At 43.9% G+C, this 23,062-nt stretch carries 15 protein-coding genes, 4 tRNA genes and 2 rRNA genes; 19 read left to right on the plus strand and 2 right to left on the minus strand.

Features of this window, described 5'->3' with window-relative positions; genetic code table 11:
* The first annotated feature begins 68 nt into the window (after positions 1-68).
* Positions 69-2,972 (plus strand): 23S ribosomal RNA (locus EGC80_RS05680).
* A gap of 192 nt (positions 2,973-3,164) precedes the next feature.
* Positions 3,165-3,280: ribosomal RNA gene (gene rrf / locus EGC80_RS05685) — 5S ribosomal RNA — on the plus strand.
* Between the two features lie 215 nt (positions 3,281-3,495).
* Here the strand turns inward: rrf and EGC80_RS05690 are convergent.
* Positions 3,496-4,564, minus strand: a protein-coding gene (locus EGC80_RS05690; protein WP_407695564.1) for an IS630 family transposase whose coding sequence is annotated in 2 segments (ribosomal slippage) — positions 3,496-4,059 and positions 4,061-4,564 — 1,068 coding nt in all. Because the reading frame shifts where the segments join, the coding sequence is not laid out codon by codon here.
* A gap of 266 nt (positions 4,565-4,830) precedes the next feature.
* Between EGC80_RS05690 and murB the strand changes: the two genes are divergently transcribed.
* Entirely contained in the window at positions 4,831-5,847 is a 1,017-nt protein-coding gene (gene murB / locus EGC80_RS05695; protein ID WP_124013986.1) for a UDP-N-acetylmuramate dehydrogenase, read from the plus strand.
* Complete coding sequence (birA, locus tag EGC80_RS05700) at positions 5,844-6,806, plus strand: bifunctional biotin--[acetyl-CoA-carboxylase] ligase/biotin operon repressor BirA (RefSeq protein ID WP_124013987.1); 963 nt, start codon at positions 5,844-5,846, stop codon at positions 6,804-6,806. Before murB ends, birA begins: the two co-directional genes overlap by 4 nt.
* 37 nt (positions 6,807-6,843) lie before the next feature.
* Here birA and coaA read toward each other — a convergent pair whose 3' ends face one another.
* Positions 6,844-7,794 carry a type I pantothenate kinase gene (gene coaA / locus EGC80_RS05705; RefSeq protein WP_124013988.1) on the minus strand — a complete coding sequence of 317 codons (951 nt, stop codon included), beginning with the start codon at positions 7,792-7,794 and terminating at the stop codon, positions 6,844-6,846.
* 223 nt (positions 7,795-8,017) lie between these two features.
* On the opposite strand from coaA, the gene EGC80_RS05710 reads away from it, so the two are divergent.
* From EGC80_RS05710 to rpsG, 15 genes are all read left to right on the plus strand, one after another.
* A tRNA-Thr gene (locus EGC80_RS05710) sits at positions 8,018-8,093 on the plus strand.
* A gap of 7 nt (positions 8,094-8,100) precedes the next feature.
* Positions 8,101-8,185, plus strand: a tRNA-Tyr gene (locus tag EGC80_RS05715).
* 34 nt (positions 8,186-8,219) lie between these two features.
* A tRNA-Gly gene (locus EGC80_RS05720) sits at positions 8,220-8,293 on the plus strand.
* A gap of 9 nt (positions 8,294-8,302) precedes the next feature.
* Positions 8,303-8,378 (plus strand) — tRNA-Asn (locus EGC80_RS05725).
* A gap of 113 nt (positions 8,379-8,491) precedes the next feature.
* The gene (gene tuf, locus EGC80_RS05730) at positions 8,492-9,676 is read left to right on the plus strand and encodes an elongation factor Tu (protein WP_101033683.1); all 1,185 of its coding nucleotides are present in this window, start codon (positions 8,492-8,494) and stop codon (positions 9,674-9,676) included.
* Positions 9,677-9,944: 268 nt separating this feature from the next.
* Positions 9,945-10,316 carry a preprotein translocase subunit SecE gene (gene secE / locus EGC80_RS05735; RefSeq protein ID WP_101033685.1) on the plus strand — a complete coding sequence of 124 codons (372 nt, stop codon included), beginning with the start codon at positions 9,945-9,947 and terminating at the stop codon, positions 10,314-10,316.
* 10 nt (positions 10,317-10,326) lie between these two features.
* A complete protein-coding gene (gene nusG, locus EGC80_RS05740; protein WP_101033687.1) occupies positions 10,327-10,878 on the plus strand; it encodes a transcription termination/antitermination protein NusG in 552 nt (183 codons plus the stop codon).
* A 128-nt stretch (positions 10,879-11,006) separates the two neighbouring features.
* Positions 11,007-11,435, plus strand: a complete 429-nt coding sequence (gene rplK / locus EGC80_RS05745) for a 50S ribosomal protein L11 (RefSeq protein ID WP_124013989.1) — start codon at positions 11,007-11,009, stop codon at positions 11,433-11,435.
* A gap of 4 nt (positions 11,436-11,439) precedes the next feature.
* Entirely contained in the window at positions 11,440-12,141 is a 702-nt protein-coding gene (gene rplA, locus EGC80_RS05750) for a 50S ribosomal protein L1 (RefSeq protein WP_101033691.1), read from the plus strand.
* A 273-nt stretch (positions 12,142-12,414) separates the two neighbouring features.
* A complete protein-coding gene (gene rplJ / locus EGC80_RS05755; protein WP_101033693.1) occupies positions 12,415-12,915 on the plus strand; it encodes a 50S ribosomal protein L10 in 501 nt (166 codons plus the stop codon).
* Between the two features lie 54 nt (positions 12,916-12,969).
* A complete protein-coding gene (gene rplL / locus EGC80_RS05760; RefSeq protein WP_101033695.1) occupies positions 12,970-13,335 on the plus strand; it encodes a 50S ribosomal protein L7/L12 in 366 nt (121 codons plus the stop codon).
* A gap of 234 nt (positions 13,336-13,569) precedes the next feature.
* On the plus strand, positions 13,570-17,601 hold the full coding sequence (rpoB, locus tag EGC80_RS05765; protein WP_101033697.1) for a DNA-directed RNA polymerase subunit beta: 4,032 nt from the start codon (positions 13,570-13,572) through the stop codon (positions 17,599-17,601).
* An 82-nt stretch (positions 17,602-17,683) separates the two neighbouring features.
* Positions 17,684-21,910: a DNA-directed RNA polymerase subunit beta' gene (gene rpoC / locus EGC80_RS05770; protein ID WP_124013990.1), complete on the plus strand. Its 4,227-nt coding sequence runs from the start codon at positions 17,684-17,686 to the stop codon at positions 21,908-21,910.
* Positions 21,911-22,086: 176 nt separating this feature from the next.
* Positions 22,087-22,461, plus strand: coding sequence for a 30S ribosomal protein S12 (gene rpsL / locus EGC80_RS05775; protein WP_101033703.1), 375 nt, complete (start codon positions 22,087-22,089; stop codon positions 22,459-22,461).
* Between the two features lie 82 nt (positions 22,462-22,543).
* Entirely contained in the window at positions 22,544-23,014 is a 471-nt protein-coding gene (gene rpsG, locus EGC80_RS05780) for a 30S ribosomal protein S7 (protein ID WP_101033705.1), read from the plus strand.
* Positions 23,015-23,062 lie beyond the last annotated feature (48 nt).

Below are 23,062 nucleotides of genomic sequence, written 5' to 3' on the forward strand. Positions count from 1 at the left end.
CAAGTAAAAACCAGCTGGTCATGATATGACTCAGAGGTTCACGCAAGTGAAACTCATTTGGGTTGTATGGTTAAGTGACCAAGCGTATACGGTGGATGCCTTGGCAGTCAGAGGCGATGAAGGACGTAATAACTTGCGAAAAGCGTTGGCGAGCTAGTAATAAGCATTTGAGCTAACGATATCCGAATGGGGAAACCCGGCCACATAAGTGGTCATCATAACGTGAATACATAGCGTTATGAGGCGAACCTGGGGAACTGAAACATCTAAGTACCCAGAGGAAAAGAAATCAACCGAGATTCCCCTAGTAGCGGCGAGCGAACGGGGATTAGCCCTTAAGTCTATGGGGTGTTAGTGGAATGTGTTGGAAAGCACAGCGGCACAGGGTGATAGCCCCGTACATGAAAACTAACCGTAGATGAAAACGAGTAAGGCGGGACACGTGACATCCTGTTTGAATATGGGGGGACCATCCTCCAAGGCTAAATACTCCTGACTGACCGATAGTGAACCAGTACCGTGAGGGAAAGGCGAAAAGAACCCCTGTGAGGGGAGTGAAATAGAACCTGAAACCGTGTACGTACAAGCAGTGGGAGCGGTTCTTGAGACCGTGACTGCGTACCTTTTGTATAATGGGTCAGCGACTTACATTTTGTAGCGAGGTTAAGCGAATAGCGGAGCCGTAGGGAAACCGAGTGTTAACTGCGCGTTTAGTTGCAAGGTGTAGACCCGAAACCGAGTGATCTAGCCATGGGCAGGTTGAAGGTTGAGTAACATCAACTGGAGGACCGAACCGACTTATGTTGAAAAATGAGCGGATGACTTGTGGCTGGGGGTGAAAGGCCAATCAAACTCGGAGATATCTGGTTCTCCTCGAAAGCTATTTAGGTAGCGCCTCGAGCGAATACCATTGGGGGTAGAGCACTGTTAAGGCTAGGGGGTCATCCCGACTTACCAACCCTTTGCAAACTCCGAATACCAATGAGTACTACTCGGGAGACAGACAGCGGGTGCTAACGTCCGTTGTCAAAAGGGAAACAACCCAGACCGTCAGCTAAGGTCCCAAAGTGTATGTTAAGTGGGAAACGATGTGGGAAGGCTCAGACAGCTAGGATGTTGGCTTAGAAGCAGCCATCATTTAAAGAAAGCGTAATAGCTCACTAGTCGAGTCGGCCTGCGCGGAAGATTTAACGGGGCTAAACATACCACCGAAGCTACGGGTGCATTTCATTAGAAGTGCGCGGTAGAGGAGCGTTCTGTAAGCGGTTGAAGGTGAAGGGGTAACCCACACTGGACGTATCAGAAGTGCGAATGCTGACATGAGTAACGATAAAGGGAGTGAAAAACTCCCTCGCCGAAAGACCAAGGGTTCCTGTCCAACGTTAATCGGGGCAGGGTGAGTCGACCCCTAAGGTGAGGCCGAAAGGCGTAATCGATGGGAAACAGATTAATATTTCTGTACCTTCACTAACTGCGATGGAGAGACGGAGAAGGCTAGGCTAGCGCGGCGTTGGTAGTCCGCGTTTAAGGTGGTAGGTTGTATTCTTAGGCAAATCCGGGAATACGCATTTAATTGCAAGACTGAGGACTGATGACGAGTCACTAAGGTGATGAAGTAGTTGATGCCATACTTCCAGGAAAATCTTCTAAGCTTCAGGTTAGTGGGGATCGTACCCCAAACCGACACAGGTGGTCGGGTAGAGAATACCAAGGCGCTTGAGAGAACTCGGCTGAAGGAACTAGGCAAAATGGTACCGTAACTTCGGGAGAAGGTACGCTGCCGACGGTGATAGGACTTGCTCCTTAAGCTGTTGGCAGTCGCAGATACCAGGTGGCTGCAACTGTTTATCAAAAACACAGTACTGTGCAAAATCGCAAGATGACGTATACGGTATGACGCCTGCCCGGTGCCGGAAGGTTAATTGATTGGGTTATCTTCGGAGAAGCTCATGATCGAAGCCCCGGTAAACGGCGGCCGTAACTATAACGGTCCTAAGGTAGCGAAATTCCTTGTCGGGTAAGTTCCGACCTGCACGAATGGCGTAATGATGGCCACGCTGTCTCCAGCCGAGACTCAGTGAAGTTGAAATTGCGGTGAAGATGCCGTATACCCGCGGCTAGACGGAAAGACCCCGTGAACCTTTACTATAGCTTGGCACTGAACATTGAACCTACATGTGTAGGATAGGTGGGAGACTTTGAAGCTTGGACGCTAGTCTGAGTGGAGTCAATCTTGAAATACCACCCTTGTAGTTTTGATGTTCTAACCGCGGCCCCTAATCGGGGTTCGGGACAGTGCCTGGTGGGTAGTTTGACTGGGGCGGTCTCCTCCCAAAGAGTAACGGAGGAGCACGAAGGTTGGCTAAGTACGGTCGGACATCGTACGGTTAGTGCAATGGCATAAGCCAGCTTAACTGCGAGACATACACGTCGAGCAGGTACGAAAGTAGGTCATAGTGATCCGGTGGTTCTGAATGGAAGGGCCATCGCTCAACGGATAAAAGGTACTCCGGGGATAACAGGCTGATACCGCCCAAGAGTTCATATCGACGGCGGTGTTTGGCACCTCGATGTCGGCTCATCACATCCTGGGGCTGAAGTCGGTCCCAAGGGTATGGCTGTTCGCCATTTAAAGTGGTACGCGAGCTGGGTTCAGAACGTCGTGAGACAGTTCGGTCCCTATCTGCCGTGGGCGTTGGATGATTGAAGGGAGCTGCTCCTAGTACGAGAGGACCGGAGTGGACGAACCGCTGGTGTTCGGGTTGTCATGCCAATGGCATTGCCCGGTAGCTACGTTCGGGATCGATAACCGCTGAAAGCATCTAAGCGGGAAGCGAGCCCTAAGATGAGTCATCCCTAGAGCTTTAAGCTCTCTAAAGGGCCGTAGGAGACTACTACGTTGATAGGCAAGGTGTGTAAGCGTTGTGAGGCGTTGAGCTAACTTGTACTAATGACCCGTGAGGCTTAACCATACAACCCAGATGGGTTTTACTGAAAATGTTCCCGACATTTTCTAGCACTTCCTCCTTCCATGGAGGTCGTACTGACCGGGAGCATAACCTTAGTGTTAGAATAGAGCGCTTAAACAGTGTTTTGCAGACTCAAAAAAATCAGCTTTCCGAATTATTATTTACGGCCTTAAAGGCGGTAGATATGCAAATTTGTCTGGAAACCATAGCATTGTGGCACCACCTGATCCCATTCCGAACTCAGAAGTGAAACGCAATCGCGCCGATGGTAGTTTGGGGTCTCCCCATGCGAGAGTAGGTCATTTCCAGGCGCCTAATTTACTCGAAAGAGTAGTGAAACAGCCCGCTATTATATAGCGGGCTTTTTTACGTCTGCATTTTAACAAACCGGATCGCTGCGCTGCTAGGGTCGCTTCGCTGCTAGGGCGGACTGCGTCCTGCTAGAGCTTGCGTTATTCTACTACCGCTATATGGGGCAACATGTCTCGAAATTGGGCGAACAGCGTAGGTTTAATACCAATCCGCATTAGACTTTACCCATATTGGCCCAGTCTCGTGTGCACAAACTTTTTACCCTGTCCTTACACTGAATAAACGTATTCCAAGCGCGGCAACACTGTTCAACGATATCGTCATAACCTTCAAAACACCTATTTGCCAAACAATGCTGTCTTAGCCATTGCCATACCTGTTCAATGGGATTTAATTCCGGAGAATAGGGTGGTAATTTGAGGACCGATAAATTACTGAATTCTTTTGCTATATCATCCGTATGCCAACCTGCACCATCAATGATAACAAGTGCATACCTATCCGAATGAGTTGCTTCTGAAATTTGTTTTAAGTGTTGCCACATAGCCGCCCTATTAACAAATGGAGTGACCAAGGCTTCTGTTGCACCCGTCGCAGGGCAAACTGCACCAAAAAGATAAGCATATTCAAATTGTTGCTGCCTTACCGCTCTTGGCCTCGAGCCTTTTGCTGCCCATAGTCGCGTGGTGGTATTTTGTTGACCAAATCGAGCCTCATCTTGAAACCAAATATCGACGGTGTCTAAAGGAATATAGACAGGGATCGTTGCGATCGTTTTAGAAATGAGTTTTTTTAAAATCTTCTTGGGCTGCTAAGGATTGTTTTGGGTGCTTAGAGCGACTTGTTATCCAGCTTAGGCCAATATTTTTTAGTACCTTATATACATGGTTAATATGATAATGGATGCCAAACTGCTGCTCTATATGTGATTGAACGTCTAACTCCGTTAATCGTCCACCCTGTTCGGAGCGGCTAAACTCATCTATATATTGATAAAGAACCTGCTTTTGGTGTTCGTCGAGTTTATTAGCATTTGTCGAATTCATATTGGCTTTCAAGCCATCAATGCCAGTATTTAAGTAGTTTTTAACCCATTCATTGACACTGCGACGACTAACCTTTAATTGGCGAGCGACTTGAGCGCGATTGTGACATTCCAGAAAGCAAGAAACAGCCAATATGCGGATACGCATACGGGCGTCTTTTTCTGACCTTGATAGCTTAACAAGCTCAACAGATGTGTAGTTTTTCACAGTATAAAATAATTTGAAAGTGGTGAGCATATTAGATCATAATTTAATGCGGATTGGTATAACTCGAAATATGTGTTTGAAATATGTGTTTTTAGTCGCTATTTTCGTAGATTTAACCAACTCATATCTCAATAGATCGACCAGAACTGATTTGTTTTGCAACTTGTGAGAATACTTTTATTTGCTCTATTAAATCAAATTTACCTTAAATAACCTGCTTTTTTAAACAGAAACAAACTAATTTAAAGTTATCTTCCCTGTTACAATAACCGCATTCTTTATAAAGTTGATTTTCTATGTCTATATCTTTGGCAGCGTTTAATACCTTTGCTCTTCAGCAGAATTGCACTTCACTTGTTGAAGTGACGAGCAAAGCTGAACTCATTGATATTTGTAATAAATTGTATAAACAACAGTTGCCTATGTTGGTGCTTGGCGGCGGCAGTAATTTGGTTTTTACTGAAGATTATGATGGCACTGTGGTAAAAGTCTCTACAAAAGGGATACAGTTTACTGCAGATGATGATTATCAATATATCACCATTCAAGCCGGCGAAAATTGGCATAACCTAGTTGAGTCCTGTTTGCAAAAACAGATTGATGGTTTAGAAAATATGGCTCTGATCCCTGGGACTGTAGGTGCGGCACCAATACAAAACATTGGTGCCTATGGTGTTGAATTTAATCGGTTCTGTTACGAGATAGAGTTTTTACAACTCGATACAGGACACTTGGTTCGTTTTAACAACCAACAATGTGATTTTGGATATCGTGAGTCTATTTTTAAAAAACAACTCAATAATGTAGCCGTAATTACCGAGGTCACACTGAAATTGGCTAAGCATTGGGTGCCTGTAATAGATTATGGGCCTTTGCAACACTTTGAGCCATCGACAGTCACAGCCAAGCAGATATTTGATTGCGTCTGCCACATTCGCCAATCAAAATTGCCAGATCCTAAGGTATTAGGCAATGTCGGTAGTTTTTTCAAAAACCCGCTAGTTTCAACTAAGGCTTATAATCAACTTAAACTTCGTTTTACTGACCTGGTCGCTTATCAACAAGTTGATGGTCAATATAAACTTGCTGCAGGTTGGTTAATCGATTACGTCGGTTTAAAAGGGGTTAATATCGGTGATGCTGCCGTTCATCAAGATCAAGCTTTGGTGTTGGTTAACCTCGGTCACGCTACTGGCAAACAAGTCTGTCAATTAGCGAAATACGTCATCCAGATGGTTTTTGACAAGTTTGCGGTCACATTACAACCCGAGCCTAGGATTATGGGTTCAGTTGGGGAGATAGAAATAAAATGAATGAACATTGGTCACGCAAGCGCCAAATATTAGCGTGTTTACACCATGATCGTTTTGTTTCGGGTGAGGTCATTGCGCAGTCTTTATCGCTTTCTCGTGCGGCAATTAATCAGCATATTGATGCATTGAAAGACTATGGTATTGAAATATATAGTGTAAAGGGCCGAGGCTATAAATTAGCAAAGCCACTGTCGTTGGTAAATGAGTCACATCTTGTTAATGGTGTTGATGGGCGCTGTTTTTATTTTGATGAAACAACAAGCACTAATGCTTTTATGCTTGGACATGCTGCTGAACTAAAATCCGGTGATATTTGTATTGCTGAATATCAATCTGCCGGCCGAGGAAGAAGAGGAAGACAGTGGTTATCCCCTTATGGTCACCATATTTATGCCTCTATGTTTTGGCGCTTAAATGGCGATATTAGCCAAGCAAGTGGTTTAAGCCTCGTTATTGGCTGTTCTATTGCTAAAACATTATCAAATTTTGGTGTCCAAGGATTGGGATTAAAGTGGCCAAATGATATTTACCTTGATCATAAGAAATTGGCAGGAATTTTAGTGGAAATCTCTCATTGCACAGACCAACAAACCGAACTAGTGCTTGGTTTTGGTATTAATATGAGTATGTCTGCTGAGCAAGGTGAGCTTATTGACCAGCCATGGAGTGACCTATCCAGTTTGATGAGTATGCCTGATAAAACCGAGCTATTGATTAAACTGCATAAAACCCTTAAGGCTGATCTGCAGTTATTCGAGCAGAAAGGGTTAGAGGTTTTTTTAGACCGCTGGAATGAATTTGATTTATTTGTTAATCGTGATGTTACCCTGTTAATGGCCCCTAATTCAGTTAGTGGTATTTACCGAGGTATTGATGAACAAGGGGCGTTAATACTTGAAACCGAACAAGGTGTTAAGCGCTATCTAGGTGGTGAAATTAGTCTTAGGTCAGCACTGTAGAGGGTAAACATGAGCCTAGTTATAGGCTCATATGTTATTATTTTCTCAATAAAACGCGGTCCATTAAGTGATTTGGTCCCTTTTGTAAAATGAGGTGGGCCCGCTCTCGCGTTGGCCGAATATTTAATGATAAATTCGGCCCATTAATAGTATCCCAAATGTTCGCCGCAATATCATTAGCTTCATCATCGGATAGAGATGAATAGTGATGAAAAAATGAGTTTGGATCACTAAATGCACCTTGCCTGAATTGTAAAAATCGTTGTTTGTACCAGTCTTTCAGTAATGATTCTTCAGCATCGACATAAATAGAAAAATCTACAAAATCTGAAACAAACGGCCTCCTTGTATCAACCGGGCTGTCTAAGCCTGTTTGCAGTACATTTAAGCCTTCTAAGATTAAAATGTCAGGCTGACATATGGATTGATGTTCATCGTAGCGTCTATCGTATGTCACATGCGAGTAAAGTGGGGCAATAACTTCTTCATTACCTGCTTTTACCGCAGAAATAAATTCCACTAACATTTTCATGTCATAGCTTTCAGGAAAGCCTTTACGCTGTAATAATCCTTTGCGTTTAAGGTCTGCTAATGGATATAAAAAACCATCAGTGGTGACTAAATCAACTTTAGGATGCTCAGGCCAACGTTGCAATAACGCTTGTAATATTCGCGCTGTGGTACTCTTACCAACCGCAACGCTTCCTGCGATACTAATAATATACGGACCTGGAGATGCTCTCTGCTCGAGAAAATTATCAAGAACCAGTCCACGCTGTTGCTTAGAGCCGACAAATAAATTCAGTAAACGACTGAGGGGAAGGTAAATGTCAGTGACTTCGTCTAAAGACAGCTTTTCATTCATACCACGCAGGTTTTCTAATTCAGCCTGACTCAATGTGAGCGGCACCGATTTGCGTAATTCAGCCCAATGCTTGCGCTGAAAAGCAAAGTAGAGTGCATCTTGTATTGAGTTAATTGGGTTCATTACCATTCCTCTAGTTTGGTCAGGCACATTACACTATCGAATAAATGGCGACAATAGTTTGGTCTTCATTTGTATTAATCACTAATTACATTTGTCTGCAAATCACACTTTCTATACAAAATGAGTGCAAAAAAGCGTCATTTGAAACTTTTTTTAGGTTTTTTACCATTTAGCTATTGCACTCCGAGGCACATTTACCTAATATCCGAACCCGAAATGATGCGCCGGCATAGCTCAGTTGGTAGAGCAACTGACTTGTAATCAGTAGGTCCCGAGTTCGACTCTTGGTGCCGGCACCATTTTTCTGGAGGGGTTCCCGAGTGGCCAAAGGGATCAGACTGTAAATCTGACGGCTCAGCCTTCGAAGGTTCGAATCCTTCTCCCTCCACCATTTTCTAGGTAGTTAGGTAGCCTAAATAGGTTGCGCGGATGTCGTATAATGGTATTACTCCAGCCTTCCAAGCTGATAACGCGGGTTCGATTCCCGCCATCCGCTCCAAATTTGTTCGCTGATATGGCTCGGTTGGTAGAGCGCACCCTTGTTAAGGGTGAGGTCGGTAGTACGAATATGCCTACCAACACCAGCCTGTTATGAATAAGCTTCCTAACCCTAAATAATCGATTCGATGTCATTTTATGCATCGGATTTTTACTATATGTGTTTTCATCACCAAGATAGTTGGACTGAGGCAATACCATGGCAAAAGCTAAATTTGAACGTAACAAGCCCCATGTAAACGTGGGCACCATCGGTCACGTTGACCATGGTAAAACAACCTTAACAGCAGCAATTTCTGCCGTTTTGTCTAAGACATATGGTGGTGAAGCTCGTAACTTCGCTCAAATTGATAACGCTCCAGAAGAGCGTGAGCGCGGTATTACAATTAATACTTCTCACATCGAATATGACACACCATTACGTCACTACGCACACGTAGATTGTCCAGGTCACGCGGATTATGTTAAGAACATGATTACCGGTGCTGCACAGATGGACGGCGCAATCTTAGTAGTAGCTGCTACTGATGGCCCAATGCCACAAACACGTGAGCACATCTTGCTTTCTCGTCAAGTAGGTGTCCCTTTCATCATCGTATTCATGAACAAATGTGACATGGTAGATGACGAAGAATTACTAGAATTAGTAGAAATGGAAGTGCGTGAGCTTCTTTCAGAATACGACTTCCCAGGTGATGATTTACCAGTAATCCAAGGTTCAGCGCTTAAGGCACTAGAAGGCCAGCCAGAGTGGGAAGCTAAAATTCTTGAGCTTGCAGAAGCTTTAGATACTTATATTCCAGAGCCAGAGCGTGACATCGATAAGCCGTTCCTACTACCAATCGAAGACGTATTCTCGATTTCAGGTCGTGGAACAGTGGTAACCGGTCGTGTTGAACGTGGTATCGTTCGTATATCAGACGAAGTAGAAATTGTTGGTGTTAGACCAACAACTAAAACGACTTGTACTGGTGTAGAAATGTTCCGTAAGTTACTTGACGAAGGTCGTGCTGGCGAAAACTGTGGTGTGTTATTACGTGGAACTAAGCGTGATGATGTTGAACGTGGTCAAGTACTAGCTAAGCCTGGTTCAATTAACCCACACACAACGTTTGAGTCAGAAGTCTACGTGTTGTCCAAAGAAGAAGGCGGACGTCATACTCCATTCTTCAAAGGCTACCGTCCACAGTTCTTCTTCCGTACAACAGACGTAACAGGCACAATTGAGTTACCAGAAGGCGTAGAAATGGTTATGCCTGGTGATAACATCAAGATGGTAGTTACACTGATTTACCCAATCGCGATGGATGACGGTTTACGTTTTGCTATCCGTGAAGGTGGCCGTACAGTTGGTGCAGGTGTTGTAGCTAAAATTATCGCGTAATAGCGACTTTAGTGAACACTGAAAAAGGAAGCCTCGGCTTCCTTTTTTGTTTTTAGGGTGAAGTTGACAACAAAATTTGATTTTTTGATTGATTTTTTAACCATACCCTACCTGCATTGTTGCGAATAAAGCTGAATAAGAATACAATCTATGACCGATTTTGGACCCTGTGCTTATGCATTTTCTGGGAAAGTTCGGAAATGCGGATTTGGTAAATATGTTGTTTATCAAGCTAAGCTCAGGTCGTAGTGAGTAACGGAATTAACCGATGAAAACAAATATTGAAAACCAGAGTGATTCTTTGGATATCGTTAAGTGGGGCGTAGCAGCATTGCTAGTTGCTACTGCTGTTATAGGCAATCAATTTTATGCAGATGCTAATGTAGTGGCCCGTGTTGCTGGGGTCATTATTGCCTTTGCTATTGCAGGTGTCATTGCGCTGCAGACAAGCAAGGGTAAGCAGGCACAATCTTTTGCGCGTGAAGCACATATTGAAGTGCGTAAAGTTGTTTGGCCAACTCGCCAAGAGGCGCTAAACACTACTTTTATTGTACTTGCAGCTACTGCTGTAATGGCATTAATCCTTTGGGGATTAGATGCAATATTGTTACGAGTAGTCAATTTAATTACTGGCGTATAGGCATCTGAAAATGACTGAAGTTACAGAAGCGAAAAAAAGATGGTATGTGATCCAAGCTTTCTCGGGCTACGAAGGCCGTGTGCTTAAAACACTGCTCGAACATATCAGAATGCACAATATGGAAGAGTACTTCGGTGAGATCTTAGTTCCTACTGAAGAAGTTGTTGAAATGCGTGCCGGTCAACGTCGTAAAAGTGAACGTAAATTCTTCCCTGGTTATGTACTAGTCCAGATGGAAATGAATGATGATAGTTGGCACTTAGTCAAAAGTATTCCTCGTGTAATGGGCTTTATTGGTGGCACATCAGATCGCCCGTCACCGATTTCTGACAAAGAAGCTGACGCTATTCTTCAACGTCTTCAAGATACTGTTGAATCTCCAACTCATCGTATTATGTATGAACCTGGTGAAGTTGTTCGTGTGTGCGACGGTCCATTTGCAGACTTTAACGGTACTATTGAAGAAGTCGATTATGAAAAGAACCGTATTAAGGTTTCTGTGATGATTTTCGGTCGTTCAACACCAGTAGAATTAGATTTTCATCAGGTCGAAAAGAGCTGATTAAAATAAATACAAATAAATATTGTTTGCGAGTGTAGTTTTTTATATAATTCGCACCCGTTGTTTTCAGGGGAGCATATTGGCATGTCGCCAAAATGCGTTTGAACCCAAATTGAGGATATGTCGACATGGCAAAGAAAATTGAAGCTTATATTAAGCTACAAGTAGCAGCTGGCGCTGCAAACCCGTCTCCACCAGTTGGTCCTGCTTTAGGTCAAAAAGGTGTGAACATCATGGAATTTTGTAAAGCATTCAACGCTCGTACTGAAAAGTTCGAGAAAGGTATGCCGATCCCTGTTGTTATCACCGTTTATAGTGACCGTTCTTTTACTTTTGTAACTAAGACTCCACCTGCATCTTTCCTACTGCTTAAAGCACTAGGTCTGAAATCAGGTTCTGGCCGTCCTAATACTGATAAAGTAGGAACTATCAAGCGTAGCGCTGTTCAGGAAATTGCTGAATCTAAAGCCGCTGATATGACTGGTGCTGATATTGAAGCGATGACTCGCTCAATTGAAGGTACTGCACGTTCAATGGGTTTGGTAGTAGAGGATTAATATAATGGCAAAGCTAACTAAGCGCGGTCGCGTTATTCGCGAAAAAGTTGATGTAACAAAACAGTATGACATCAGCGAAGCTGTAATACTTTTAAAAGAATTAGCAACTGCTAAATTTGTTGAAAGTGTTGACGTTGCTGTTAACCTAGGTATCGATCCTCGTAAATCAGATCAAAACGTGCGTGGTGCTACTGTACTTCCACACGGTACTGGTCGTGACGTTCGTGTTGCTGTATTCACACAAGGTGCTAACGCTGAAGCGGCTAAAGCTGCTGGTGCAGAACTTGTGGGTATGGAAGATCTAGCTGCACAAGTTAAAGCTGGCGAAATGAACTTTGATGTTGTTATTGCCTCTCCAGATGCAATGCGCGTTGTTGGTATGTTAGGTCAAATTTTAGGCCCTCGTGGTTTAATGCCTAACCCTAAAACGGGTACAGTAACGCCAAATGTTGCTGAAGCCGTTAAGAATGCCAAAGCCGGTCAAGTTCGTTACAGAAACGACAAAAATGGTATTATCCATACAACTATCGGCAAAGTAACTTTTACTACCGAACAGTTGAAAGAAAACTTAGAATCGTTAGTGTCAGCACTGAAAAAGGCTAAGCCTGCAGTTGCTAAAGGCATTTACGTGAAAAAAATAAGCGTCTCTACCACTATGGGTGCAGGCGTTGCTATCGACCAGAGTTCTTTGGAAGAAGCGAAGTAATATACAAGGAGCGCGTATTAGTCTATAATACGCGCACTTTGTGGGTTGAAGCCGCTTTTATTCATTAATTTTCGAATTTTTGGATAATAGAGTCGGTTTCCGTCCAAGACCGCAGGTGTTAATCGTCAGATTGACTTAATTTCCAGCGTAGACGGTGTCAGGCCCCAGCTAAATTTTTTTACTGGAAATCTGCACCGTAAGTAATTAAACACATAGGTGTTTAATTTGGTAAATACTAGGGAATTCCCTAGGTAGAATCCAGGAGTAAAGCCAATGGCATTAAGACTCGAAGACAAAAAGGCAATTGTTGCTGAAGTCAACGAAGCTGCCAAAGGTGCACTTTCTGCAGTTGTTGCCGATTCACGCGGCGTGACTGTAGGTGCTATGACCGGTCTGCGTAAAGCTGCTCGCGAAAATGGTGTGTTTGTACGTGTAGTACGTAACACTCTTGCTCGTCGTGCAGTTGAAGGTACAGCTTTTGAGTGCCTAGCAGATACGTTCACCGGCCCAACTTTGATAGCTTTCTCTAATGTGCACCCAGGTGCAGCAGCGCGTCTTTTAAAAGACTTCGCTAAGGGACAAGCAAAATTTGAAGTTAAAGGTGCAGCTTTCGAAGGGATGTTTATCCCTGCAGCTGATATTGATCGTTTAGCGAAACTACCAACATACGAAGAAGCACTAGCTCAGTTGATGATGACTATGAAAGAAGCATCTGCTGGCAAATTCGTTCGTACATTGGCCGCCCTTCGCGATCAAAAACAAGACGCCGCTTAATTTTAAGCAGGCAGCTTAATAAAATTGAATTCAGAACAATAGGAAATATTTCTAATGTCTATCACTAAAGACCAAATCTTAGAAGCTTTCGCAGCAATGTCTGTAATGGAAGTTGTTGAACTAATCGAAGCTATGGAAGAGAAATTCGGCGTTTCTGCTGCAGCTGCAGTAGTTTCAGGCGGCGGCGAAGCTGCTGTTGTTGAAGAGCAAACAGAATTTGATGTAGTTCTTACATCATTTGGCGAAAACAAAGTATCAGTTATTAAAGCGCTTCGTAGCGCTACAGGTTTAGGCCTGAAAGAAGCTAAGACTATGGCTGAATCTTCTCCAATCGCAGTTAAAGAAGCTGTGTCTAAAGAAGAAGCTGCAACACTTAAAGCTAGTTTAGAAGCTGCTGGTGCATCTGTTGAAGTTAAGTAAGCTATAATTTAGCTTGCATCACCCAAGTAATTGGGTGAAGGCTGGCGGTTTTTTAACCGTCGGCCTTTTTTGCGCTTTATGCGCAGGCGATTTTTTTTCACCGTTTATCGCCAGTTTTAGCAGTCCCTAGCAGAGATTACTGGTTAGGTTCTTGCCATCAACGGTGATGGGCAAACGTGCTGATTTAATTATATTATTTCAGTCTTGGTCACATCTCGTAAGCAGAGGAAACCCATGGTTTACTCCTATTCTGAAAAGAAGCGTATTCGCAAAGACTTTGGTAAGCGTCCAAAAGTTTTGGACATTCCTTATTTATTGTCTATCCAGTTAGACTCTTTTAAGAAATTCACCGATCAGGACCCTACGGGTGAGCGTGGCTTTGAAGCCGCATTCCGTAGCGTTTTTCCTATCAAGAGCTTCTCTGGCTATTCTGAGCTTCAATATGTCAGCTACAAGCTAGGTGCGCCAGTTTTTGATGTGAAAGAATGTCAGATCCGCGGTGTTACTTATTCAGCCCCACTTCGCGTGAAATTACGCATGGTGTTGTTTGACCGTGAAGCTGCTGCTGGTACTGTTAAAGACATTAAAGAGCAAGAAGTCTACATGGGTGATATCCCCATGATGACTGATAACGGTACTTTCGTTATTAACGGTACTGAGCGTGTAATTGTGTCTCAGTTACACCGTTCTCCAGGTGTGTTCTTTGATCATGACCGTGGTAAAACCCACTCTTCTGGTAAGGTGCTGTATAACGCACGTATTATTCCTTACCGTGGTTCATGGCTTGACTTTGAATTTGATCCTAAAGATGCTCTATTCGTTCGTATTGACCGTCGTCGTAAATTACCGGCGACTATTATTTTACGTGCGCTTGAATATTCAACTCAAGATATCCTCGATTTATTCTTCGAGCGTATTGAGTTTAAGATTAAAAAAGACTCATTAGTAATGGCACTTGTGCCTGACCGTCTTCGTGGTGAAACTGCAGGCTATGACATTAAAGATGCTGAAGGCTCTTTACTCGTTGAAGCTGGCCGTCGCATTACTGCGCGTCATATTAAGCAACTTGAAAAAACCAACACTACTGAGCTAGAAGTACCAGTAGATTATATTGTTGGTAAATATGCTGCTCAAGACTACATCGATGAAGATACCGGTGAAGTGTTAGTGACAGCAAACAGCGAGATTAGCTTAGAAAATTTAGCTAACTTATCACTTGCTGGAATCAAGAATATTGATACTTTATTTATCAATGACCTTGATCATGGTGCTTATATTGCCGACACATTACGCATTGATTCAACAACTAACCGTTTAGAAGCGTTAGTTGAAATCTACCGTATGATGCGTCCTGGCGAGCCACCAACCAAAGATGCAGCTGAAGGTTTATTCCAAAATCTATTCTTCAGTGAAGAACGTTATGACTTATCTAAAGTAGGTCGTATGAAGTTCAACCGTCGTCTTGAGATTGCTGAAGACGAAGGTCGTGGCGTGCTGTCTAAAGAAGACATCGTTTGCGTTATGAAGAAAATCATCGAAATCCGTAACGGTAATGATGAAGTCGACGATATTGACCACTTAGGTAACCGTCGTATTCGTAGCGTGGGTGAGATGGCTGAAAACCAGTTCCGTGTTGGTTTAGTCCGTGTTGAGCGTGCTGTTCGTGAACGTCTATCTTTAGGCGATTTAAACGAGCTTATGCCACAAGACTTAATTAATGCGAAGCCAATTTCTGCGGCAGTGAAAGAATTCTTCGGTTCTTCACAGTTGTCACAGTTTATGGATCAAAACAACCCGTTGTCAGAAGTCACGCATAAGCGTCGTATTTCTGCGCTTGGTCCTGGTGGTTTGACTCGTGAACGTGCTGGTTTTGAAGTTCGTGACGTACATCCAACTCACTACGGTCGTTTATGTCCAATTGAGACCCCTGAAGGTCCAAACATTGGTCTAATCAACTCGTTAGCAAGTTTTGCGCGCACTAACTCTTACGGCTTTTTAGAAACACCTTATCGCAAAGTGATTGATGGTGTGATTACTGATGAAGTTGAATACTTATCAGCAATCGAAGAAGGCCGATATGTCATTGCTCAGGCTAACATCGAAATTGATGCTGATAACCGCATGGTTGAAGAGCAAATTGCTTGTCGTCACAAAGGTGAGTCAACCTTTATGCGTGCAGCAGATGTTCAGTATATGGACGTATCTCCACAACAGATTATTTCTGTTGCGGCATCATTAATTCCGTTCTTAGAACACGATGATGCTAACCGCGCATTGATGGGTGCAAACATGCAACGTCAAGCAGTACCTACTTTACGTGCTGATAAGCCGTTAGTCGGAACGGGTATTGAACGTACTCTTGCTGTTGACTCTGGTGTGGTTGTTGCTGCTAAACGTGGCGGTGTGGTTGATTATGTTGATGCTAGCCGTATCGTAGTTAAAGTGAATGAAGATGAGCTACACGCAGGTGAAGCGGGTATCGACATTTACAATCTAACTAAATATACCCGTTCAAACCAAAACACTTGTATCAACCAACGTCCTTGTTGTTCAGTTGGTGAGCCAGTGGTTCGTGGTGATGTATTGGCTGATGGTCCATCTACCGATTTAGGTGATTTGGCGCTTGGTCAGAACATGCGCATCGCATTTATGCCTTGGAACGGTTATAACTTCGAAGATTCGATCTTAATTTCTGAGCGCGTTGCGCAAGAAGATCGTTTCACCACTATCCATATTCAAGAGCTTTCTTGTATTGCTCGTGATACTAAATTGGGTAGCGAAGAAATCACTGCTGATATTCCAAACGTTGGGGAATCTGCTTTATCTAAATTAGATGAATCAGGTATCGTCTATATTGGTGCAGAAGTGAAGGGTGGCGACATTCTTGTGGGTAAAGTGACACCTAAGGGTGAAACACAGTTAACGCCAGAAGAGAAACTACTCCGAGCTATTTTTGGTGAAAAAGCTTCTGACGTTAAGGACAGCTCATTACGTGTTCCTAACTCAGTCAAAGGCACCATCATCGACGTACAGGTATTTACCCGTGACGGCGTTGAGAAAGACAAGCGCGCGCTTGAAATTGAAGATATGCACGTTCGCCAAGCTCGTAAAGACTTAGGTGAAGAGTTCAAGATCCTTGAAGAAGGTGTATTGGGCCGTGCTCGTAACTTGTTACTGTCTGTCGGTTACTCTGAGGCTAAGTTAGCTGAGATCCCACGTAAAGACGTATTAATTCAAGTTATCGACGATGAAACCAAACAAACTGAATTAGAGCAGTTAGCTGAACAGCACGAAGAGCTAAGAGCTGACTTTGATAAGACATTTGAAATCAAGCGTCGTAAGATCACCCAAGGTGATGACTTGGCTCCTGGCGTACTGAAGATTGTTAAGGTTTACCTTGCAGTTAAACGTACTATCCAGCCTGGTGACAAGATGGCGGGTCGTCATGGTAACAAAGGTGTTATCTCGAAGATTTGTCCTGTTGAAGACATGCCATACGATGAAGAAGGTAATCCTGTAGACATCGTACTTAACCCACTGGGCGTACCATCGCGTATGAACATTGGTCAGGTACTGGAAGTCCACATGGGCGCAGCAGCGAAGGGTATCGGTAATAAAATTACCGCTATGCTTGAAGAGCAGCGCGAAATTGCTGAACTTCGTGGTTACATCAAGCAGGTATATGAGTTAGGTGATGACGTGCTTCAGCGCGTTGATATCGATTCGTTCACTGATGATGAAGTGGTGCGCTTGGCGACCAACCTTAAAGGTGGTATTCCAATTGCTACACCAGCATTCGACGGTGCTAAAGAGAAAGAGATCAAGCAAATGCTTGCTCTTGCAGGCTTACCAGAGTCTGGCCAGTTGACATTATGTGACGGCCGTACCGGTAACGAATTTGAGCGTAAAGTAACCGTTGGTTACATGTATATGCTTAAATTGAACCACTTGGTTGATGATAAGATGCACGCTCGTTCTACGGGTTCGTACAGCTTAGTTACACAACAACCATTGGGCGGTAAAGCTCAATTTGGTGGTCAGCGTTTCGGTGAGATGGAAGTGTGGGCACTAGAAGCATACGGTGCTGCCTATACTCTACAAGAAATGCTAACAGTTAAGTCAGATGACGTTAACGGTCGTACTCAGATGTATAAAAACATCGTCGACGGTAACCATCAGATGCAACCGGGCATGCCTGAGTCTTTCAACGTATTGTTGAAGGAAATTCGTTCACTTGGTATTAATATCGAGTTGGACCAAGAGTAAGCATCGCACTTAAGCAATGTTTGGTAACCAAGGGTGCTTTGCATCAGCAAAGCACCTGGTTTAACTCCTTCAGGAGAGAAACGTGAAAGACTTATTAAAGTTTCTTAAGCAGCAAAGTAAGACTGAAGAATTTAACGGTATTAAAATTGGTTTGGCCTCGCCAGATCTAATCCGTTCTTGGTCTTTTGGTGAAGTAAAGAAGCCAGAAACCATTAACTACCGTACATTCAAGCCTGAACGCGAAGGTTTGTTCTGTGCGCGTATCTTTGGTCCAGTTAAAGATTACGAATGTTTGTGTGGTAAATACAAGCGTTTGAAGCATCGTGGTGTGATTTGTGAAAAGTGTGGCGTAGAAGTTACCCAGACTAAAGTGCGTCGTGAGCGCATGGGTCACATAGATCTGGCTAGTCCAGTTGCCCACATTTGGTTCTTAAAATCACTTCCGTCACGTATCGGCTTAATGCTGGACATGACGTTGCGTGATATTGAACGCGTACTGTATTTCGAATCATTTGTGGTGATCGAGCCGGGCATGACCACGCTTGAGCGCGGCCAAATGCTAACCGAAGAAACATATCTTGATGCGTTAGAAGAATACGGTGATGAGTTTGAAGCTAAGATGGGTGCCGAAGCAGTTCTTGAATTGCTACGTGCTATCAACTTAGAAGAACAGATCGAGCAAATGCGTGAAGAGTTGCCTTCAATCAACTCAGAAACCCGTCGCAAGAAGGTCACTAAGCGCCTTAAACTGATGGAAGCATTTTTCACATCTGGTAACAAACCAGAGTGGATGATCTTAAAAGTATTACCGGTTCTTCCACCTGATCTACGTCCATTAGTGCCGTTAGATGGTGGTCGTTTCGCGACATCAGATCTGAACGATCTATATCGTCGTGTTATCAACCGTAACAACCGCTTAAAGCGTCTGTTAGATTTAGCTGCGCCTGACATTATCGTACGTAATGAAAAACGTATGTTACAAGAGTCAGTTGATGCGCTATTAGATAACGGTCGTCGCGGTCGTGCTATTACCGGTTCTAACAAGCGTCCGCTTAAATCTCTTGCTGATATGATCAAGGGTAAGCAAGGTCGTTTCCGTCAGAACTTACTCGGTAAGCGTGTTGACTATTCAGGCCGTTCGGTAATTACCGTAGGTCCTACTTTACGTCTGCATCAGTGTGGTCTTCCTAAGAAGATGGCGCTTGAACTATTCAAGCCATTCATCTACGGCAAGTTAGAAGGTCGTGGTTTAGCGACTACTATTAAAGCTGCTAAGAAAATGGTTGAACGCGAACAGGCTGAAGTATGGGATGTGTTAGACGAAGTGATTCGTGAACATCCAGTCATGCTTAACCGTGCACCTACACTTCACAGACTGGGTATTCAAGCATTTGAACCTGTACTGATTGAAGGTAAAGCAATTCAATTGCATCCGTTAGTTTGTGCGGCATACAACGCCGACTTCGACGGTGACCAAATGGCGGTTCACGTACCATTAACGCTTGAAGCTCAGTTAGAAGCTCGTGCGCTAATGATGTCAACCAACAACATTTTGTCACCTGCTAACGGTGAGCCAGTAATTACTCCGTCTCAGGACGTTGTATTAGGTTTGTACTACACCAGTCGTGAGCGTGTTAACGGTCGCGGTGAAGGCATGGCTTTTTCTGATGTGTCTGAAGTAGAGAAAGCTTACGCTACTGGCGTTGCTGAATTACATGCTCGCGTTAAAGTGCGTATTACCGAAACGCATATTGCAGAAGATGGCGAAAGAACTAAAGCAACTCGTATCATTGATACAACTGTTGGTCGTGCTCTTTTATCATTAATTTTGCCTGAAGGCTTATCGTATGATTTGGTTAACCAAAACATGGGTAAGAAGCAGATCTCTAAGTTGTTGAACACCTGTTATCGTCAATTAGGCCTTAAAGATACCGTTATCTTTGCTGACCAATTGATGTATACCGGTTTCCGTTTTGCGACCATTTCTGGTGCCTCTGTTGGTATCGATGACATGGTTATTCCAGACGAGAAATACACCTTAGTAGCAGACGCTGAAGCTGAAGTGCTTGAAATTCAAGAGCAGTTCCAATCAGGTCTTGTTACCGCCGGTGAGCGTTACAACAAAGTAATTGATATCTGGGCAAGCGCTAACGAAAAAGTCTCGAAAGCGATGATGGAAAACCTGTCAATTGAGACAGTGATTAACCGTGATGGTGTTCCAGAGCAACAAGCATCGTTTAACAGTATCTATATGATGGCTGACTCGGGCGCTCGTGGTAGTGCGGCTCAGATCCGTCAGTTAGCCGGTATGCGTGGTCTGATGGCTAAGCCAGATGGCTCAATCATCGAAACCCCAATTGTGGCTAACTTCCGTGAAGGTCTTAACGTACTACAGTACTTTATTTCTACTCACGGTGCGCGTAAAGGTCTTGCCGATACCGCATTGAAGACGGCGAACTCGGGTTACTTAACCCGTCGTTTAGTAGACGTTGCACAAGACTTAGTCGTTATTGAAGATGACTGTGGTATTGAACGTGGTCTAACAATGAAACCGCTTATTGAAGGTGGTGATGTTGTTGAACCATTACGCGAACGTGTTCTAGGTCGCGTGGTTGCTCTTGACGTAATGAAGCCTGGTACAGAAGAAGTGCTTGCTCCACGCAACACACTCCTTGATGAAGCATGGTGTAATACGTTAGAAGAACACAGTATCGATGAAGTTATTGTACGTTCAGTTATTACCTGTGATACAGACTTCGGTGTGTGTGCAGCGTGTTACGGACGTGACTTGGCTCGTGGTCATATTATTAACCACGGTGAAGCGATTGGTGTTGTAGCTGCGCAGTCAATTGGTGAACCTGGTACTCAGTTAACCATGCGTACGTTCCACATCGGTGGTGCGGCATCTCGAGCTTCTGCAGAAAACAACGTTCAAGTTAAGAACGCGGGTTCTCTGAAGTTACACAATGCTAAGCATGTTTCTAACATCGACGGTAAGCTCGTTATCGTATCTCGTTCTTCTGAATTAGCCATCATCGATGAGCTAGGTCGTGAGAAAGAGCGTTATAAAGTGCCTTACGGTACCGTATTAGAGAAATTGGAAGACAGTGAAGTTGCCGCTGGCGAAATTATCGCTAACTGGGATCCACATACTCACCCAATTATTTCTGAAGTGGCTGGTAGTGTTAAATTCGTTGATATGATTGACGGTGTCACCATGACACGTCAGACAGATGAATTAACCGGTTTATCTTCTGTCGTGGTGCTCGATGTCGGTGCGCGTACTTCAGCAGGTAAAGAATTACGTCCAGCAATTCGCTTAGTTGATGCAAACGGTAATGACTTAACGATCCCTGGTACAGAAGTACCAGCTCAATACTTCTTACCGGGTAACGCGATTGTGTCGAAAGACGATAACGCGAACATCAACGTTGGTGACCCATTAGCACGTATTCCACAAGAATCGTCTAAAACCCGTGATATCACCGGTGGTCTTCCACGTGTTGCTGACTTATTCGAAGCGCGTAAACCAAAAGAGCCTGCCATTCTTGCAGAAATCTCTGGTACGATCTCGTTCGGTAAGGAAACTAAGGGTAAACGTCGTCTAGTGATCACTCCAGCAGATGGTAGTGAACATTATGAAGAAATGATCCCTAAGTGGCGTAACTTAAACGTGTTCGAAGGTGAAAAAGTCGAACGTGGTGAAGTTATTGCAGACGGTCCAGAAGCGGCACATGACATCTTGCGTCTTCGTGGTATTCACAACGTAGCTAACTACATTGTGAACGAAGTACAGGACGTTTACCGTCTACAGGGCGTTAAGATCAACGATAAGCACATCGAAGTGATCATTCGTCAAATGCTGCGTAAGTGTTTAATCTCTTCAGCAGGTGATAGTGATTTCCTAGCGGGCGAACAAGCAGAAGTATCACGCGTGAAGATTGCTAACCGTGAGCTAGTCGCTCAAGGTAAAGCACCTGCAACGTTTGAGCGTGAATTACTCGGTATTACCAAAGCTTCTTTGGCGACTGAATCATTCATCTCTGCAGCCTCGTTCCAGGAAACCACTCGTGTGTTAACTGAAGCGGCCGTTGGTGGCAAGAGCGATCCATTACGTGGTCTGAAAGAAAACGTAATTGTTGGTCGTTTGATCCCAGCCGGTACTGGTTATGCTTATCACAAAACCCGTAACGAAGAACGTGCTAAAGTATTAAGTTCTCGTGGCAAAGTGGAAGCTACAACAGTAACCGCAAGCGAAGCTGAACAGAACCTAGCAGACCTACTAAACTTGGCTGGTAGCCAAGATTAAGTTAATGGTTTGTTAAAAAAGGCGCCATTGGCGCCTTTTTTATCGGAATATGCACGAAAAGTTGGCTATTTCTTGACAGGCAGCCATTACCTTTCTAAAATTCCGCGTCCCACCATTGTGGGATATAGATTTTTCACACCTTATTGTTGAGTTTAAATCAACTGTCGGAGCTATACATGGCAACTGTTAACCAGTTGGTACGTAAGCCACGCGCGCCAAAAGTCGAAAAGACTAATGTGCCTGCGTTGAACGCGTGCCCACAAAAACGTGGTGTTTGTACTCGTGTGTACACTACAACACCTAAAAAACCTAACTCTGCACTACGTAAAGTAGCTCGTGTGCGTCTAACTAACGGTTTCGAAGTCACTTCGTATATCGGTGGTGAAGGCCATAACTTGCAAGAACACAGTGTAATCCTAATCCGTGGTGGTCGTGTTAAAGACTTACCTGGTGTGCGTTACCACACTGTTCGTGGCGCATTAGACTGTGCTGGCGTGACTTCACGTCGCCAAGGCCGTTCTAAGTACGGTGCTAAGCGACCTAAGTCTTAACGTATTCCGTTTAAGTAAGGCCAAGCTAATATTTATTTGACATTCCAGTTTTGGAAATACCTGAAGCATACGGAGAATTAATATGCCAAGACGTCGCGTTGTAGGACAACGTAAAATCCTACCAGATCCAAAGTTTCACAGTGAGTTGTTGGCTAAGTTCATCAACGTCATTATGAAGGACGGCAAAAAGTCGACTTCAGAAAAAATTATTTACAAGGCATTAGATGTTGTCGCTGAAAAGAAAGGCGAAAATCATTTAAGTATCCTTGAAGCAGCTCTTGATAACGTTCGCCCATCAGTCGAAGTTAAATCTCGTCGTGTTGGTGGTTCTACTTATCAAGTACCATGTGAAGTTCGTCCAGTGCGTCGTAACGCACTAGCGATGCGCTGGTTAGTTGAAGCTGCTCGCAAACGTGGTGAAAAATCTATGGCTTTACGTCTAGCAGGTGAAATGCTAGATGCGTCTGACAACAAAGGTACTGCGGTTAAGAAGCGTGAAGACGTGCATCGCATGGCTGAAGCTAACAAAGCATTTGCCCATTACCGTTGGTAATATGATGGAGCGGACTTCGGTCCGCTCCATATTGTTGATATTGCTAAA

It is taken from the genome of Shewanella psychromarinicola, assembly GCF_003855155.1.
Taxonomy (GTDB): Bacteria; Pseudomonadota; Gammaproteobacteria; order Enterobacterales; family Shewanellaceae; genus Shewanella; species Shewanella psychromarinicola.